The sequence below is a fragment of the Neisseria blantyrii genome, from assembly GCF_962747855.1.
GTDB lineage: Bacteria > Pseudomonadota > Gammaproteobacteria > Burkholderiales > Neisseriaceae > Neisseria > Neisseria viridiae.
In genome coordinates this window covers 134,960-152,640 of sequence record NZ_CAUIZY010000005.1, presented here as the reverse complement: position 1 = coordinate 152,640, position 17,681 = coordinate 134,960, and the positions used below count along the sequence as shown (strand labels likewise).

At 53.0% G+C, this 17,681-nt stretch carries 15 protein-coding genes; 2 read left to right on the top strand and 13 right to left on the bottom strand.

Annotation, left to right across the window (positions count from 1 at the left end):
• From Q9J80_RS06200 to pilM, 12 genes are all read right to left on the bottom strand, one after another.
• On the bottom strand, window positions 1–506 hold a 506-nt coding region (locus Q9J80_RS06200; protein WP_301673381.1), incomplete at its 3' end, for a glycosyltransferase.
• The gene (locus Q9J80_RS06195; protein WP_301673382.1) at window positions 503–1,924 is read right to left on the bottom strand and encodes a lipopolysaccharide biosynthesis protein; all 1,422 of its coding nucleotides are present in this window, start codon (window positions 1,922–1,924) and stop codon (window positions 503–505) included. The genes Q9J80_RS06195 and Q9J80_RS06200, both read right to left, overlap by 4 nt.
• A gap of 194 nt (window positions 1,925–2,118) precedes the next feature.
• Entirely contained in the window at window positions 2,119–3,228 is a 1,110-nt protein-coding gene (ribD, locus tag Q9J80_RS06190; protein ID WP_301673383.1) for a bifunctional diaminohydroxyphosphoribosylaminopyrimidine deaminase/5-amino-6-(5-phosphoribosylamino)uracil reductase RibD, read from the bottom strand.
• 31 nt (window positions 3,229–3,259) lie between these two features.
• Window positions 3,260–3,721, bottom strand: a complete 462-nt coding sequence (locus Q9J80_RS06185) for a transcriptional regulator NrdR (protein WP_301673384.1) — start codon at window positions 3,719–3,721, stop codon at window positions 3,260–3,262.
• Window positions 3,722–3,748: 27 nt separating this feature from the next.
• Entirely contained in the window at window positions 3,749–4,591 is an 843-nt protein-coding gene (locus Q9J80_RS06180) for a class II glutamine amidotransferase (RefSeq protein ID WP_304672752.1), read from the bottom strand.
• 1,107 nt (window positions 4,592–5,698) lie between these two features.
• Complete coding sequence (gene aroB / locus Q9J80_RS06175; RefSeq protein WP_301673386.1) at window positions 5,699–6,778, bottom strand: 3-dehydroquinate synthase; 1,080 nt, start codon at window positions 6,776–6,778, stop codon at window positions 5,699–5,701.
• A gap of 10 nt (window positions 6,779–6,788) precedes the next feature.
• Window positions 6,789–7,301 (bottom strand): shikimate kinase, encoded by a 513-nt coding sequence (locus Q9J80_RS06170; protein WP_301673387.1) that lies wholly within the window; start codon window positions 7,299–7,301, stop codon window positions 6,789–6,791.
• Window positions 7,302–8,237: 936 nt separating this feature from the next.
• Complete coding sequence (locus Q9J80_RS06165; protein ID WP_301673388.1) at window positions 8,238–10,415, bottom strand: type IV pilus secretin PilQ; 2,178 nt, start codon at window positions 10,413–10,415, stop codon at window positions 8,238–8,240.
• A 17-nt stretch (window positions 10,416–10,432) separates the two neighbouring features.
• Window positions 10,433–10,978 (bottom strand): pilus assembly protein PilP, encoded by a 546-nt coding sequence (locus Q9J80_RS06160; protein WP_196428311.1) that lies wholly within the window; start codon window positions 10,976–10,978, stop codon window positions 10,433–10,435.
• A 17-nt stretch (window positions 10,979–10,995) separates the two neighbouring features.
• Window positions 10,996–11,658, bottom strand: a complete 663-nt coding sequence (locus Q9J80_RS06155; protein ID WP_301673389.1) for a type IV pilus inner membrane component PilO — start codon at window positions 11,656–11,658, stop codon at window positions 10,996–10,998.
• Window positions 11,659–12,258 carry a PilN domain-containing protein gene (locus tag Q9J80_RS06150; protein WP_301673390.1) on the bottom strand — a complete coding sequence of 200 codons (600 nt, stop codon included), beginning with the start codon at window positions 12,256–12,258 and terminating at the stop codon, window positions 11,659–11,661. It abuts the gene before it with no gap.
• 2 nt (window positions 12,259–12,260) lie between these two features.
• Window positions 12,261–13,376 (bottom strand): type IV pilus biogenesis protein PilM, encoded by a 1,116-nt coding sequence (pilM, locus tag Q9J80_RS06145; protein ID WP_301673391.1) that lies wholly within the window; start codon window positions 13,374–13,376, stop codon window positions 12,261–12,263.
• A 150-nt stretch (window positions 13,377–13,526) separates the two neighbouring features.
• Between pilM and Q9J80_RS06140 the strand changes: the two genes are divergently transcribed.
• On the top strand, window positions 13,527–15,923 hold the full coding sequence (locus tag Q9J80_RS06140; protein WP_301673392.1) for a penicillin-binding protein 1A: 2,397 nt from the start codon (window positions 13,527–13,529) through the stop codon (window positions 15,921–15,923).
• Window positions 15,924–16,043: 120 nt separating this feature from the next.
• Here the strand turns inward: Q9J80_RS06140 and yihA are convergent, their stop codons facing one another.
• Window positions 16,044–16,673: a ribosome biogenesis GTP-binding protein YihA/YsxC gene (gene yihA / locus Q9J80_RS06135; RefSeq protein ID WP_301673393.1), complete on the bottom strand. Its 630-nt coding sequence runs from the start codon at window positions 16,671–16,673 to the stop codon at window positions 16,044–16,046.
• Window positions 16,674–16,878: 205 nt separating this feature from the next.
• Here yihA and Q9J80_RS06130 point away from each other — a divergent pair, with 205 nt between their 5' ends.
• A complete protein-coding gene (locus Q9J80_RS06130) occupies window positions 16,879–17,502 on the top strand; it encodes a c-type cytochrome (RefSeq protein ID WP_301669292.1) in 624 nt (207 codons plus the stop codon).
• Window positions 17,503–17,681 lie beyond the last annotated feature (179 nt).

The following is a 17,681-nucleotide window of genomic DNA, read 5'->3' as shown; positions in this document are numbered from 1 at the left end:
GGGGGGGGGGGGGGGGGGAGTGCGTTGTAGGCGTAGGCAATCCGGTCGGCGGGGAAACCGTGGCGGATGAGTTTTTCGCGTTCGTGTTTGCAGTTACCGATGATGTACACGCCCAGCTTGTCGAAGAGTTTGGCGATTTTGGGGTAGGTTGCCGCGTCCAAACCGTGCGAGTGGTAGATGATTTTGGTTTTCGGCGAAACGATTTTGGCGGCAATGGCGCAGGCGGGTACGACGCGCGCCATTTGGCAGTCGATGATGTCGGGTTGTTCGCGCCGCAGCATTCGGGCGTAGGCAATCATACCTTTGAGGTAGCCGAAAAGGCCGCCGCGATAGAAATCGACGGGTTGCCAACGTATGCCCAAGGCTTGCGCCTCTTTGAGCAACGGTCCGTCCGAAGAGGCAAGCATGATGTCGTGTCCGTGCTGCCTGAGTAGCCTGCCGAGGCGGACGGTGGCGGTTTCCGTGCCGCCCAAGCCCGACATAGAAGTGGTCAGGATGATTTTCATAATGGAAAACCTTGTTTTTTCAAATAATGAAACAGTTTGTGCAAATCTTTCCGGTGGCGCAGGATGCAGCCTGCCAGATATGCCGCCCATATGCCGGCAAACAGGGGGTAGTTTGCCGGTGTGCCGAAGCAGGTGTAGGCCGCCGAGGAGGCCAGGCAGAACAATGTGTGCATATAAAGCGGCAGGCGTTTGAGCGGCTGCCACAGGCGGCAGGAGCTTTCTGTCTTGAAAGCAAAAAACAGCCAGAATGAGGCGGCACAGGCAACCGCCGCGCCGCGCGCGCCGCCGGACGGTACGGCAAGCCCCAGCAGCAGCAGGTTTGCCGCCAGCGCGCCCAAGGTGGCGAGCGCGATAGGGCGCGTTTTGCGGACGACGTTCAAACCGATGCCGCTGATTTCCGCCAGCGTGCAAAACAGCGGCGGCAGCATGCACGATACGACGATAAACCGGACGGCGGCGTAGTTTTCCGGCAGCAGGAGGGAGGCAAGGGGCGAGAAAATGCCGGTCAGGCAGACGGCGGCGGCAAGCAGGGCGGCGGCGGATTCTGCCGTTGCCGAGAGGCGGGCGGGCGGGGCGTTTGCTTCGATTGCACGGAAAATATACGGTGTCCAGACCGTTGAAAAGATGCTTTGGAACAATAATGCCGCCCCGCCGAACGAAATACCCATCGAATAAACGCCGAGCTGTTCCAAGCCTGCATATTTTTTCAGGAACAGGCGGTCGGCGGATGCCAGCCCCCAATAGGCGATGCTGCCCAGTGCGATCGGTATGCCGTAGCGCAGCCCCCGGTGCAGGACGGCGGATGAAAACGGTGCGCGCCGGATGGCCTTCAGACGGCATCGGTTTTGAAACAGCAAAAAGGCGGCGGCGGCAAGGTTTGCCAGCGCGTAAACGGCGGTCAGGACGGCGGTGCGCGCCGGAAAGTGCAGCAGCCCGACCGTCAGCGGCAGCAGCAGCAGCAGGGCGAGCTTGGACATGAGTTGCGCGGACGAAAAGGCAAGGGCGCGCCCTTCCATACGCAAAACCAGTAAGAAAAAGCGGATGGGCAGGAAGCTCAGTCCGAACAGCACCAGCCCGATGCCGGCGGCGGCATCGTCGAGCGAAAACAGGATTTCAGACGGTATGGCCGGACGGGAAAGCAGCAGGGCGGCTATCGCGGCGGAAAACAGCAGCGGCGGCAGGAACAGGGTTTTGAACAAAGTGTCTTTGTCGTCGGCGGCATAGTATTCGCGGACGTATGCCTGATCCAGCCCGAGGCACAATACCGACACCGCCAGTCCCGCCGCCGTCTGCATCAGCACGATGCGCCCGATGTCGTCGGCGGGGAAATACCACGACAGCAGCGGCAGGATGATGACGGCTAAAACCGCGCTGCCGATCGAGCCTGCCGCGTAGCCGAGGATTTCTTTTGTGTCCATTTTTGATGTCCGGACGGCGGCGGGATTCTGCCTGTGCCGTCTGAAGCCTTTCTTTATCGGAGTTTGACGGCTTTCAGTCCGTCGCGGCTGCCGGCGGGGTGCGGCAGTCCGGTTTGCGCTTTTCCGGGCGGGCGGCGGTCTGAACGGGGCCGTTTTTTATCGGCGTTATTATATAGTGAAACGGCGCAAACCCTCTAAAAGGCGTTGCCGTTTTTTCGGAACACGGTTTTGATGTCGTGTCCGAGGATTTCGCTTGAAACGGGTGTCCACAAGGGCGGTGCGGAAAGGGCGGCGTGGTTCTCGGGCAGGGAAAACAGGTCTTTGCCGATGCCGAGGATTTTGGGCGAACGGTACAGCACGATTTCGTCCGCCAAATCTTCTGCCAAAAATGCGGATGTGAGTTCGGAGCCTGCTTCGACCATGATTTCGCCGAAACCTTCGTCAGCAAGGAGACGCATCAGGTGGTGCAGGTCGATTTTGCCGTCTGCCGTTTCAGACGGCATCAGGATGCGGATGTGTGCGTGTTCCCGATAGGGGCGGAGTTTGTCTTCATCGCGTTCCAAGGTGGCGATGTAGGTCGGAGATTGTCCGTCGGTAACCAAATGGCTGTACGGGGGCAGGCGCAGGCGGCTGTCTAACACGATGCGTGCGGGTTGGCGCAGCGTGGCGAAGGCTCGGACGTTGAGTTGGGGATTGTCCGCCAACACCGTGCCGATGCCGGTCAGCACCGCGCAGCTTTCGGCGCGTAAAGTTTGTACGTCGGCACGCGCTTCTTCGCCGGTAATCCAAAAGCTGCTGCCGTCTGAAAGGGCGGTTTTGCCGTCCAGCGAAACGGCGCATTTGAGGCGGACGAAGGGGCGGCGGCGTTCGATGCGCGATAAAAATCCCCGGTTGAGTTCGCGTGCTTTGTTTTCAAGCAGCCCGCATTCCGTCTTGATGCCAGCTACTTCGAGCAGGGCAAGCCCTTTGCCTGCAACCAGCGGGTTGGGGTCGCGCATGGCGGCAACAACGCGTGTTACGCCGGAACGGAGCAGAGCTTCGGCGCAGGGCGGGGTACGCCCGTAATGGCTGCACGGTTCGAGGGTAACAAAGGCGGTCGCGCCTTGTGCCATTTCGCCCGCCTGACGCAATGCGTGGACTTCGGCGTGCGGTTCGCCCGCTTTGACGTGGAAGCCCTGCCCGACAATTTGGCTGCCGTGTGCGATAACGCAGCCGACGCGCGGATTGGGCGAGGTGGAAAAACGCCCCAAATCGGCAAGTTGGAGGGCGTTTTCCATCATGGATATATCTGTGTCCGAAAACATGGGGATACCGTATCAGTATGGGTTGGGGGAATCAGGCTTTGCCGCCTGTTTTGACGGCTTGCGCCAGCCACGAGGCAAAGTCTGCCGGATTGTCGAAGTGTTTGTGCAGTGCGGCGAAGCGGACGGCGGCTTCCGTGTTGTGCTCAAGCAGCTCTTTTAGCACCATGTCGGCAAGTTCGGTGGAGGATATGTCGCGCAAACCTGAATTGTACAGCCTGTATTCCGTCAGGCGGACGATCTCATCGATTTGATCCGGGCTGGTGCATTTGCGGATGGCGGCGGTCAGGTCGGTATGAAGCTTTCTTCTGTCGAAAGGACGGCGTTTTTTGTCATGGCCGGTGATTGAGGGCATTTTGAATTCAACGGTTTCGAGTGTGCCGAAGCGTTTGCCGCAGTTGGGGCAGTGGCGGCGGCGGCGGACGGTATTGCGCTCTTCCATCAGGCGGGAATCGGCAACTCGGGTGTCGGGGTGGCTGCAAAACGGGCATTTCATGGTATTTCCTCCCTGATGCCGTCTGAATCAAACCGATACGCCGGCGGCGCGTGCGATTTCCAGGCCTTCTTCGGTACTCATATAGACGGGGTTACGGGGTCGGTCGTTTAAAATAATTTTGCCTTCGCGGAACATGACCAGTTCGTTCACGGCAAGTTGGGACCATGATTCGTCGCGGGTCAGCGGCAGGGTGGCGATAACGGCGACGCGGTCGGACGGCGTGGTTACTTCGGCAAAATCGACCATTACGTCGTCGTCGAGCAGGCGTGCCTTGCCGAACGGGGCTTGGCGGACGATGTAGTGCAGCAGCGTGCTGGCGTGGGCAAACAGGGAAATGCCGTCTGAAAGCATAAAGTTAAACAGCCCGAACTTGCGGATTTCGTGCGTCAGCCCCGCAATCGCGTCAAACAGGGTTTCGTCGTCGGGACGGACGGCAAAGCGGGTGCGCAGGCGGTTGAGGATGTGGCAGAACGCGCGTTCGGAATCGGTTGTGCCGACGGGGTGGAAAAATTCGCCCTGTTCGGGAAAAAAATCGACCAAATGCCCGTTGTGGGCAAACAGCCAGTAGCCGCCCCACATTTCGCGCATAAAGGGATGAGTGTTCGCCAGCGAGGTTTGTCCTTGCGATGCTTTGCGGATATGGGCGACGACGTTTTCCGATTTGATTTGGTAGGCGCGTACGAGGTCGGCGACGGGGGAATTTGCACTCGGCTTGTCGTCATGGAACAGCCGCACGCCTTTGCCTTCGAAGAACCCGATGCCGAAACCGTCGGCGTGATGGTCGGTAATGCCGCCCCTGCGGCGGAAGCCTTCAAAGGAAAACATAATATCGGTCGGCGTATTGCAGTTCATGCCCAGCAGTTGACACATAGTTTGTCCAAATGATTCAGATGGTCGCAAGTATTCGGATTATACCCCGAACTGAAAATGCCGTCTGAAATACGGCTTGTTCCCCCATTGTTCACGCGAAAACGGAAAACAAAGACGGAAACTTAAAATTCCGCCATTTCCGCTCAGGCGGGAATCCGACTTGTCCGGTTTCGGTTGTTTTTCGTTCCGTAACTTTTGAGCCGTCATTTTCCCCATTATTCCCGCAAAAACAGAAAACTAAGAACAGAAACCTAAAATCCGTCATTCCCGCGCAGGCGGGAATCTAGAATTTCAATGCCTCAAGAATTTATCGGGAAAAACCAAAACCCTTCCGCCGTCATTCCCACGAAAGTGGGAATCTAGAAATGAAAAGCAACAGGAATTTATCGGAAATGACCGAAACCGAATGGACTGGATTCCCGCCTGCGCGGGAATGACGGGGTGTTTCGGGTTGCTGTTTTTTGTGGAAATGACGAGGCTTTGGATTGCGAGGATTTATCCCTTCCGCCGTCATTCCCACGAAAGTGGGAATCTAGAAATGAAAAGCAACAGGAATTTATCGGAAATGACTGAAACTGAACGGACTGGATTCCCGCTTTCGCGGGAATGACGGCGACAGGGTTCTGTTATAGTGGATTAACAAAAACCGGTACGGCGTTGCCTCGCCTTAGCTCAAAGAGAACGATTCTCTAAGGTGCTGAAGCACCAAGTGAATCGGTTCCGTACTATTTGTACTGTCTGCGGCTTCGTCGCCTTGTCCTGATTTTTGTTAATCCACTATAGAATTTCAATGCCTCAAGAATTTATCGGAAAAAACCAAAACCCTTCCGCCGTCATTCCCACGAAAGTGGGAATCTAGAAATGAAAAGCAACAGGAATTTATCGGAAATGACCGAAACGGAACGGACTGGATTCCCGCTTTTGCGGGAATGACGGCGACAGGGTTGCTGTTATTCCGGATAAATCCCTGCGATATGGAATAACCGGATGCCCGCTTTCGTGGAGAATGATGATGGAAAGTTATCATCGTGCGTCAAACCTGCGCGGCAACACACCGGTAAAGCTGATGCCGTCTGAACGCCCTTCAGACGGCATCGGTATGGCTAATCAGAGATAAGGTTGCAGGGTGCGGCGGAGGATGTCCGTATCAGTGATTTCGGTGATGACGGCTTCTCCCAGCCTCTTTAATCCGATAAAGCGCATGATGCCGCCGCTGACTTTTTTGTCGTGGCTCATGTGTTCCAGCCATTTTTCAAAGGCAAACACGGGCGGTGCGGATGGCAGTCCGGCGGCTTCGAGCAGGGCGGCGAGCCGCGCGGTATCTGCGGCGGAGGTTTTGCCCAGTTGTTCGGACAAACGCGCCGCCAACACGCAGCCGGCGGCGACGGCTTCGCCGTGCAGCCATACGCCGTAACCCATTTGGGCTTCAATGGCGTGTCCGAAGGTGTGTCCGAGGTTGAGCCATGCGCGTATGCCTTGTTCGGTCTCGTCCTGTGCGACGATGTCTGCCTTCATTTGGCAGCAACGGTACACGGCTTCGGCGAGTTTTCCTTTATCGAGCGTCATCAGTCCGGATATGTTTTGTTCGAGCCATTCGAAAAAACCGATGTCGCCGAGCGCACCGTATTTGATGACTTCCGCCATACCGGCGGACAATTCACGGACGGGCAGGGTGTGTAGCGTATCCAAGTCGGCAAGCACCGCCTGCGGCTGGTAGAACGCGCCGATCATATTTTTGCCGAGCGGGTGGTTAATGGCGGTTTTGCCGCCAACCGATGAGTCAACCTGGCTTAACAGCGTAGTCGGTATTTGAATGAATGGGGCACCGCGCTGGTAGGTGGCGGCGGCAAAGCCGACCATGTCGCCGATAACGCCGCCGCCCAGTGCGATGAGCGTGGTTTTGCGTTCGGCGCGGTTTTGAATCAGTCCGTCAAAGATGAGGTTGAGCGTCTGCCAGTTTTTGTGCGCCTCGCCGTCGGGCAGGATGATGCTGAAATGGGATACGCCTGCCGCATCCAATGCCGTCTGAAGCGTGCCGAGGTAGAGCGGGGCGACGATTTCGTTGGTGATGATGGCGGCGCGTTTGCCCAAATGCGGTTTGAGCAGGCTTCCTGCCTGCGGCAGCAGCCTGTTGCCGATAAAGATGGGGTAGGTGTGCGAAGGTGCGTGTACGTTCAGTGTTTTCATGCGTCGATTTTTATTCGGATAAAAGGTTGAGCAGGGTTTGTATGGTTTGCCGGCAGTTTCCCGATTCGATAGTGAAGTCGGCGGTTTGCCTGTAAAGCGGGTCGCGTGCGGTGTAGAGTTCGCGCAATTTCGCCAAAGGATCGGCAACTTGCAGCAAAGGGCGGCTGTTGTCGCAGCGCGTGCGTTCGAGCAGGGTTTCGGGTGGGGCGTGCAGATAGACGACCGTGCCGCTTTTGCGGATAAGGGCGCGGTTTTCTTCTTTTAACACCGCGCCGCCGCCGGTGGACAGGACGATATGGGGCAGGATAACCAGCTTTTTGAGCATGGCGGTTTCGCGCGAACGGAATCCCTGTTCGCCTTCCATTTCAAATATGGTGGGGATGGGAACGCCCGCCGCTGCGGCGATTTCGTGATCGCTGTCGTAAAAACGGTAATCCAGCCGCTGCGCCATTTGCCGGCCCAGCGTGGTTTTGCCCGCGCCCATCAGTCCGATGAGGATGAGTTTGTCGTTAAAGTTTTTCATCACGGTTCCTTAATGTTTGACACCCCGCCTTTCGGGGCGGCAGGGTTCGGGCTTGTCGGGTTACGGCAGGATTTTATACGAAATCGGCAGGGCGGCGGTACGTTTGGAAAAATAACCCGACCATCCCGAACCTTTCTGATTTTAAGGAAAAATAAAAGAAATCAGGGAGGTTTTTTATTTCAGGCTGTGTTTTGACAATCCGTTGATTTCACTTATTTGTCAGGAAAAGGCAATTATCTTTGCTTAGGTAAACAATTATCCAGTTGAATATATTGAAGATAATATGTTTATCAATACTATATTCAAACACAGCCGATCAAAAAAACGGATTCCCGCAAAAACAGAAAACAAAGAACAGCAACCTAAAATCCGTCATTCCCGCCTGCGCGGGAATGACGGCATTTCGGCAGGCGCAGGATAAATGCGTAAGGCGGATGCGTAAGGCGGATGCGTAAGGCGGATGCGTAAGATGGGTTGTAGGGTGGACTGTAGGGTGGGCTTCAGCCCACCGATTTCAACCAACTCCGCCGAAAACCGAAACCGCCGAATCACGCCTATTCCCCAAAACCCTTGATGCGGTGAAATTGGTGGGCTGAAGCCCACCCTACGGCTCGATGAATCGTCAGGAATGCCCTAATCGTCATTCCCGCGCAGGCGGAAATCCGAACACGTCCGCACGGAAACCCATATCCCGTCATTCCCGCGAAAGCGGGAATCTAGAATTTCAATGAGGCAAGAATTTATCGGAAAAAACCGAAGTTTAAAGACCTAGATTCCCGCCTGCGCGGGAATGACGGCTCAAAAGTTACGAGACGAAAAACAAGCGAAACCGGACAAGTTGGATTCCCACCTGCGCGGGAATGACGGCATTTCGGGCGCGGCAAAAGCATAAAGAAAGGGCATATGCCATAAAACATATGCCCTTATTTTGCCGCATCAATAGCGCAGGCTGTTGCCGGCCGTATCCATAATCCTCGGGGTAATGAAAATCAGCAGTTCGCGGCGGTTGGTGCTTTTCCCGCGTGTTTTAAAGAGGTTGCCGATAACGGGGATGTCGCCCAACAGAGGGACTTTGGTCAGCGTATTGCCGTTCTCTTCTTCATAAATGCCGCCTACAATCAACGTGCCGCCGTTTTCAACCATAGCCTGCGTATTCAGGTTTTTGGTTTGGATACACTTGGTCGTCTCATCTTTTACGGTACAGTCGACAGGTGTGTCTTTATTGATTTTGACGGTCATAATGATTTGCCCGTCGGGCGTGATGTTCGGCGTAACGGTCAGCCCCAATACGGCTTTTTTGAAGGTTGTGGTCGTGCTGCTGCTGCCACCCGAACTTGAAGTGTCTTGGAAGGGGATTTCCGTACCGGATTCGATTTTGGCTTCTTTCCGGTTTTGGGTCAGTACGCGCGGATTGGCAAGCGTTTTGGTTTTTGAAAGCGACTCGGATGCGGACAATTCCAAATTCAACGCGCCGGAGGAAATCGCGCGCACCAGCGAAATGCTGTTTGCGGCAGCGGCAACCGGCAGGTTGATGCTGGTTTGGGCAGACCATTTGCCGTCGCCGCCTTCAAAACCCGAGTTCACACCCCAGCCGAATGCGCGGTCTGCATCTTTCAGTTTTTTCTTGCCTGTCGCGCCGAACTTAACGCCCAAATCGCGCGAGAAGCCGTCTGCCGCTTCGACGATACGCGCCTCAATCATCACTTGTTGCGCGGGCACGTCCAATTCGTCAATCAGTTTGCGGAATTTTTCGATGACGCTGCGGGTATCGGTAACAATCAGGGTGTTGGTGGCGGGATCGATCAGCACGCTGCCTCTGCCGCTGATAAGCGTGTTGCGGTTTCCGGTCGTGTCGGCATTGTCCAAACGCAGGATGCTGCGGAATTCTTCTACGTTTTTGTATTTCAACTGGAAGTTTTGGGAATACAGCGCACCCAGATCGGCAATGTCTTTTTCTGCCTGCAAGAGGGCTTTGTCTTTGGCAAGCAGCTCGTCGCGGGGCGCGATGTTGACGATGTTCCCTTGCTGGCGCATATCGAGGTTGCGCGCCTGCATAACCAAATCCAAAGCCTGATCCCAAGGTACGTCTTTGAGGGAGAGGGTCATTTTGCCGTTGACGGAATCGCTGGCAACAATGTTCATCCCGGATTCTTTTGCCAAAATCTGCAGGATGGTGCGGACTTCGACATCTTGGAAGTCAAGGGAGATTTTCCGGCCTTTGAAGGTTTTGGGCGCATTGTTCACGCCGCCTGACTCGAGGTTTTGTTTTTTCGGCAGGACTTGGAAGGTAAAGTATCCGGGCGCGGCGGATTTGTTGACGAGTTCCCAGTTGCCGGCTGTTGTGATAATCAGCTGGGTGTCGTTATTGAAGCGTTTCAGCGTAACCTTTTGAACCGGTGTTTTGAAGTCTGCCACATCCAAACTGCGTTGGAGCGCGGTCGGCAGGGTATGGTTTTTCAGCGTAACGATGATGTGGTCGCGCTGTTGGCTGATGTCGGGCTGCCCGGCAAAGCCCAATGCCGCCAATTCGATAATGCCGGCATTTTTGCCGTCTTTGCGGAAATCGATATTGGTTTGTTTTGCCTGTACAGCCGCCGTTTGTTGTGTTGCGGGGCTGAACGGTGCGGATACGGATACTACGGACTCGGTAAACGGTGCGGCAGCCTGTTGTTTTGCCGGCGCGGCAGGCGCGGCTTTTACGGCGGGGCGGGTGGGGGCGGACACGGTATCGTCCGATTCGTTGATGAGAATCCAAACTTCATTTCCGCGTACTTCGGTATTGTATTGGCCCGGTTTGTTCAGATTCAGAACCAGACGCGCACGGCTGCTGTTTTGTGCGGCACTGATTTTGCTCAACAGAGGGTCGGCATACTCGAGTACCTGTTGATTCATGGAAATGCCGGTTTGTTCAAAGTCCAAGGCGATGCGCGCGGGCGACGAAGTGATGAAGCCGGTCGGGTTGACAACTTCTTTGTCAAAGCTGACTTTGACGATTTTCTGTTTGTTGGGCAGGGAGGAAACTTTGATGTCTGTAATGTTTCCTGCCGATGCCGTCTGAAAGGCGGCGGTTGCGACAAACAGGCCGGAAATGATTTTTGTCAGTTTGGTATTCATATGGATTAATCCCCTTCTTAATTTTGTTCTGCGGCGGGTGCTGCCGCTTGTTCGGTGTTTTTGTCGGAAGCGTTCAGAGGCAGTTCCGCCCTGCGGGAAACCCAGTTGCCCGTACCGTCTTCGATTAATTCGTTCAAAACGATGCTGTCGTCGGTAATGCTTTGGATTTTACCGTAATTTTGCCCCAAATAGTTGCCGATGCCGACTGTGTAGACATAACCGTCGGCTTCAACGAAGCCGGATACTTTCTGACCGGACTTCACAATGCCGACATAGCGTATGTTTTCCAGGCTGAATTTTTCCAGCGTTTCTTTAATACGCTTGGTGTCGGGGGCGTTGCCCCCTTTTTTGGCGGCTTCCATTCGGTGGAAATCGAAAGCGTTGGGCCCTGTCGGCTGCGGGGGGCTGTATACCGGTGCGACCGGCAGGGTCGGTGCTTGGAAAGGTATGATTCCTGCTTTGGCTTCCTGCTGTGTCTGAGCCATCCACCCGTTCAGGTCTTCAGCATCTTGGGAACAGGCGGATAGGGCGGCAAGGCTGATGAATAAGGCGTAATATTTCATGGTTTCCCTAACATAAGTTATTTTTGTTCGGCATTTTGTGCCGCTTCTGCAGCCTGCTGTTGTGCGGCAAGTTCTTCTATGGATTTTGCCTTATAGGTAGTGGCAATGGCGCTGAGGTTCAGGATGTTGCTTTTGCCGTCCGCCCCCCCTCCGTTTTCGGCGGATTGGGTGATTTTGAGCGATTCAAGGGTAATAATCCGCGAAAGGCTACCAACATCGCGCGTGAACTGGCTGATTTGATTGTAGTTTCCGGTAATGGAAATGGAATAGGGCAGCCTTTGTATCGGGCCGTCGTCAACAGGCGGCTGCGGTATGACGCTGTCCAAGCGCAGACCGTTGCTTGAGCCTGCCTGATGAAGCTCTTGAACCAGATTGGGAATTTCGGAATCGGTCGGAAGCTGTTTCAGCATAATGTTGAAGGCGGATCGGATGGCGGCAAGCTCTTCTTTCAGGTTGTCCAAACTGGCCGCGTCGATACTTTTCTGTTTGTAGGTGTTTTTCAGTTCGGTTTCTTTTGCTTCATATTCCTCAAGGGATTCCATCTGGCTTTTGAACAATCCGGCATAACCGAGCCCCAGCATGGCGGCAACGACCAGCAGGGCGATAAAAAGCCTGGCAGGAAGGTTGAGCAGGTGAAGATTGTTGAGATCCAAGTTGGTTTTAGATGATTTAGAAGCCATTCAGTTTGCCTCCTGTGCATTTCCCGAAGCCGGATTCTCTTTGGATTCGGCCGCCTTTACGATAGGTTGTAATGTTGCCTGAAGGGTAAATTCTTGATACGAATTGTTTTTCTTGATGCTTAACAATTCGGGTTGCTTGAATATGCCGGTATTGGGCATCGCCCTCATCATGGCGGCAACGCGGTTGTCGCTGGATGTCCTGCCGTTGAGCCGGTAAGAGTCGGCGGTAACGGCATCCAGCGAGGTCAGGTAGGTGCTTTCGGGGACGGCCTCATTCAAGCTGTCGAGGATTTTTGCGGCTTGGAGGCGTTTGAGCTGGAGCTCCTCGATTTTGTTTTTCTTAATCAGGAAGGCATCTTTTTCCTGTTTGAGCTTTTGTATTTCCGACAGCTCGGTATCCAAGTGTGCGATGGAGGTTTCCAGCAGCGTGTTTCTTTCCGACTGGTTATTGATCATGTTGTCGATAAACAGGTAGGTTGCCGCAACGGCGGCAACGCCCGTCAGCACGGCACCGTACATCAGCATTTTAAACTGCTGCTGTTTGCGCTTGTTCATCTCTTCCCTGTAGGGGAGGAGGTTGATTTTGATTAAATTGTTCATAATTATAATCCCCGTACCGCCAAACCGAACGCCCTGGTCAGTGTCGGCGCATCAAGTTCGAATTGTTGTTCGTCTGTTTTGAGGTCGTCCGCAAAATAACGCGCGGGATGGACGCATTGTACATCCGCATTGGTTTGCGAGGCGACGGTTTGGGCGATGCCTTCCTGGCGCACCGCTTCCCCCGTCAGCAGGATATGCTTGATGTCGGTCATATCGTCTGCGGTCTGCGTGGTGTAATAAAACTGCAAGACCCTTTGTATTTCTTGGGTAATCTGCTGGTTGAAATGGTCTGCCACTCTTTCTTGGTAATCGGAAGGTTTTTGCGGGGAGTTGATGATTTCTTCCGCTTTTTCTTCTGTCACCTGATAGGTGCGCTGGATGAGTTGGTTGAGCTGTTCTTCGCTGACGGAGGTTTCCTGTTTGTATAGGATTTTTCCGTCTTGGATGACCAAGGCGTAGGTTTGTGCGGCATATACGCCGAAAATGGCGACTTTTTCGGCTGCAAGTTCGGGGGCGAAATGGTTTATCCACAGCGCGTAGGCGTTGTATTGCCCGAAAATGTCCACATCAAGCGCGGATAATTTCATACCGGCGGCGTTGAATGCGTCAATCAGGGGTTCGATTTCATCCTTTCTCGATGCGACGGCCAAAACAGCTTCGCCGGCGGCCGATTGGGACAAGACCTGATAGTCGTAATTGGCTTCTTCGAGCGATATCGAGCTGACTTCGGAGATGGAGGACTCCACGAACCCCTGCAGATCCAATTCCGCATCTTTGGCCGTGTAGGTCAATTGTTCGATGGTTGTCAGATTTTGTGGGACGGATGCGATGATGTTTTTGCACGAAGCACCCAGTTCGGCATAGGCTTGTTGCAAATATGTAACAAGTTGATCGTAATTTTGAACTTTGTTGCCTTGGACAATATTTTTCGGCAGTTTGACAATAATGTATTTTTCCAATTGGATTTGGTTTAAACTACGTCCTGACAATTGGACCATTTTGATGGAATGTTGGTCGATGTCGACGCCGATTGCCGTGCGGTTATTGAGCCCTGAGGATTTCTTTTGGGGCTTGGCATCTGTTTTTTTAGGGTTTTTCAAGCTGTTAAACAAGCGCATGATGAAGTTCCTACTTTATTTGTACAGTGAGTAACCGTTTCGGTATCCGTAATGGATTTCTTGTTTTTTACACGTTGAAACTGTGCTTTGTAGAAATCGGCTGCTATTTTACTTTATTTAATACCGATAATGGTAAATTATCATTCAGCTATGATTAAAAAGATTATAACTACCTGTTTTGGTTTGGTTTTGGGATTATGTGTATTTGGAGTGGGGCTGGTTGCCATTGCTATTTTGGTAACGTATCCGAAACTGCCGTCTTTGGATTCTTTGCAGCATTACCAGCCTAAAATGCCGTTGACTATTTATTCGGCGGATGGAGAAGTCATCGGTATGTATGGGGAGCAGCGGCGCGAATTTACAAAAATCGGCGATTTCCCCGAGGTGTTGCGGAATGCGGTTATCGCCGCCGAGGACAAACGCTTTTACCGGCATTGGGGGGTGGATGTTTGGGGTGTTGCCCGCGCTGCCGTCGGCAATGTCGTGTCCGGCAGCGTGCAGTCGGGTGCGAGTACGATTACACAGCAGGTGGCGAAAAATTTTTATTTGAGCAGTGAAAAAACGTTCGCACGCAAATTCAATGAGGCGTTGCTTGCCTATAAGATCGAGCAGTCTTTAAGCAAAGACAAAATCCTCGAGTTGTATTTCAATCAGATTTACCTCGGTCAGCGCGCCTATGGTTTTGCATCTGCCGCGCAAATCTATTTCAATAAGAATGTCCAAGATTTGACTTTGGCGGAAGCCGCCATGCTTGCGGGACTGCCCAAGGCTCCGTCTGCCTATAATCCGATTGTTAATCCGGAACGTGCCAAGTTGCGCCAGAAGTATATTTTGAACAATATGCTCGAGGAGAAGATGATTACCGTGCAACAGCGCAATCAGGCGTTAAATGAGGAGCTGCATTACGAGCGGTTTGTTCAGAAAATCGATCAGAGTGCTTTATATGTGGCGGAAATGGTGCGTCAGGAACTGTATGAGAAATATGGTGAAGATGCCTATACGCAGGGTTTTAAGGTTTATACCACGGTCCGCACCGATCATCAGAAGGTGGCAACTGAGGCATTGCGCAAGGCTCTACGGAATTTCGATCGCGGCAGCAGCTACCGCGGTGCGGAAAACTATATCGATTTGAGTAAGAGTGAGGATGTCGAGGAGACTGTCAGCCAGTATCTGTCGGGACTCTATACCGTCGATAAAATGGTTCCCGCCGTTGTGTTGGATGTTACTAAAAAGAAAAATGTCGTCATACAGCTTCCCGGCGGCAGGCGGGTTACGCTTGACAGGCGCGCCTTGGGTTTTGCGGCCCGCGCGGTCGATAATGAGAAAATGGGGGAGGACCGTATCCGCAGGGGCGCGGTCATCCGTGTCAAAAACAACGGCGGGCGTTGGGCGGTGGTTCAAGAGCCGCTCCTGCAAGGTGCTTTGGTTTCGCTGGATGCGAAAACCGGGGCGGTGCGCGCGCTGGTCGGCGGTTACGACTTCCACAGCAAGACATTCAACCGTGCCACCCAGGCTATGCGGCAGCCGGGTTCGACATTCAAGCCGTTTGTTTATTCTGCCGCTTTGTCTAAGGGGATGACCGCGTCCACAATGATTAACGATGCGCCGATTTCCCTGCCGGGGAAAGGGCCGAACGGTTCGGTTTGGACACCTAAAAATTCAGACGGCAGATATTCGGGATATATCACTTTAAGGCAGGCTCTGACGGCTTCCAAAAATATGGTTTCCATCCGTATTTTGATGTCTATCGGTGTCGGTTACGCGCAACAGTATATCCGGCGTTTCGGCTTCAAACCGTCCGAGCTGCCTGTCAGCCTGTCTATGGCTTTAGGTACGGGCGAGACGACACCGTTGAGGATAGCGGAGGCATATAGCGTATTTGCGAACGGCGGATATAGGGTTTCTTCGCACGTGATCGATAAGATTTATGACAGAGACGGCAGGTTGCGTGCCCAAATGCAACCTTTGGTGGCCGGGCAAAATGCGCCTCAGGCAATCGATCCGCGCAATGCCTATATTATGTATAAGATTATGCAGGATGTGATCCGTGTCGGTACGGCAAGGGGGGCAGCTGCGTTGGGAAGAACGGATATTGCCGGTAAAACGGGTACGACCAATGACAATAAGGATGCGTGGTTTGTCGGGTTTAACCCTGATGTGGTTACTGCCGTATATATCGGCTTCGACAAACCTAAGAGTATGGGGCGTGCCGGCTATGGCGGTACGATTGCGGTGCCGGTTTGGGTGGACTATATGCGTTTTGCGTTGAAAGGAAAGCAGGGCAAAGGGATGAAAATGCCTGAAGGTGTAGTCAGCAGCAATGGCGAATACTATATGAAAGAACGTATGGTAACCGATCCGGGCTTGATGCTGGACAACAGCGGTATTGCGCCGCAACTTTCCCGACGGGCAAAAGAAGATGATGAAGCGGCAGTAGAAAAAGAACAGCAGGGAAGGTCTGACGAAACGCGTCAGGACGTACAGGAAACGCCGGTGCTTCCGAGCAATACGGATTCCAAACAGCAGCAGTTGGATTCTCTGTTTTAAAGACTCCGCGAAATGCCGTCTGAAAAGTCTTTCAGACGGCATTTTAGATTTGGCAGTGGCAATTTTTTAAATGTTTGCGGTCGGTCAAGTGGGGGAAATACGGTTTCCGTATAATTGGGGTCAGTCTTCCTCTGGAGAGGAAGCGGCGACATCTACTGCGTCAAACCAGCTTCCGACAGTTCGGTTGACTTCGTCAATACCTTGTTTTTTCAGGCTGGAAAACAGCTGTACGCTGATGTTTTGCCTGTCGGAATAAGGTTTGAGCAGTTTTTTGACTTGGGACAGGGTTTTTATCTGTTCGTTTTTGGATAATTTGTCGGCTTTTGACAGAAGGATGTGAACCGGCCTGCCGGTCGTGTGGAAAAAGTCCAGCATACGGATGTCGAGTTCTTTTAAAGGATGGCGGGCATCCATAATCAAAACCAGCCCGATAAGCTGTTTCCGATGGCGGAGGTAGTCGCCGAGCAGCTTGACCCAATGTGCGCGTACCGCTTCGGGGACTTGGGCATAACCGTAGCCGGGCAAATCGACCATAAAATTGCCGTTTTGCAGCTCGAAAAAGTTGATATGCTGCGTCCGTCCCGGTGTTTTTGAAACGTAGGCAAGACGGACATGGTTGGTCAGGGTATTGATGGCACTGGATTTTCCGGCATTGCTCCTGCCAACAAAGGCAATTTCGAGCGATGTGTCCGGCAGGTCTTTGAGATGGTTTACCGTCGTGAAGAATTTGGCGTTTTGAAAAAGGTTCATGGGCATATCCTTGTTTTTCCGCCGCCGTTTGTCCGACAGCAAAATATGCGGTTGGTTTTATGTGAAACACAGTAGTAATTTAATGTAAATTTAGTATAGAATATCACGTTTGCAGAATCATCGGTTTTAATCGGGTCAAAAATCCCGTATTTGAATATAAAAAGAGCATTGTTGCGTTATCCAATGCTGTAATCAGGAGCACTCCATGAAACGATTGACTTTATTGGCCTTTGTTTTGGCTGCCGGTGCGGTTTCCGCATCTCCCAAAGCGGACGTGGAAAAAGGCAAACAGGTTGCCGCAACGGTTTGTGCGGCTTGCCATGCAGCAGACGGTAACAGCGGCATTGCGATGTATCCGCGTTTGGCGGCACAGCATACTGCTTACATCTATCATCAAACCATCGGCATCCGTGACGGCAAACGCACCCACGGTTCGGCAGCTGTGATGAAACCGATGGTAATGAATTTGAGCGATCAGGATATTTTGAACGTATCCGCGTTCTATGCCAAACAGCAGCCGAAATCGGGCGAGACGAATCCGAAAGAAAATCCCGAATTGGGTGCGAAAATCTATCGCGGCGGCTTGGCGGATAAAAAAGTGCCGGCGTGTATGTCCTGCCACGGTCCGAGCGGTGCGGGTATGCCGGGCGGCGGAAGCGAGATTCAGGCTTATCCGCGTTTGGGCGGCCAGCATCAGGCATATATTGTCGAACAGATGAATGCCTACAAGTCCGGTCAGCGCAAAAATGCCATTATGGCGGATATTGCAAACCGTATGTCTGAAGAAGATTTGAAAGCGGTTGCCAACTTTATCCAAGGTTTGCGTTAATTCCGCAATAGTCTGTTTTAGAGGCCGTCTGAAAAGTTTTCAGACGGCTTCAGACAATTCTGCGATAAGTTTTTTCAATCGCAACCGTTGGAATCGATGCAGGCTGTCTTCATTGTCTTGAAATAAAAAGCATCAAGACAGTAGAATCGGGGCGTTGTTTTCTGTTTGCCCAATTCTGC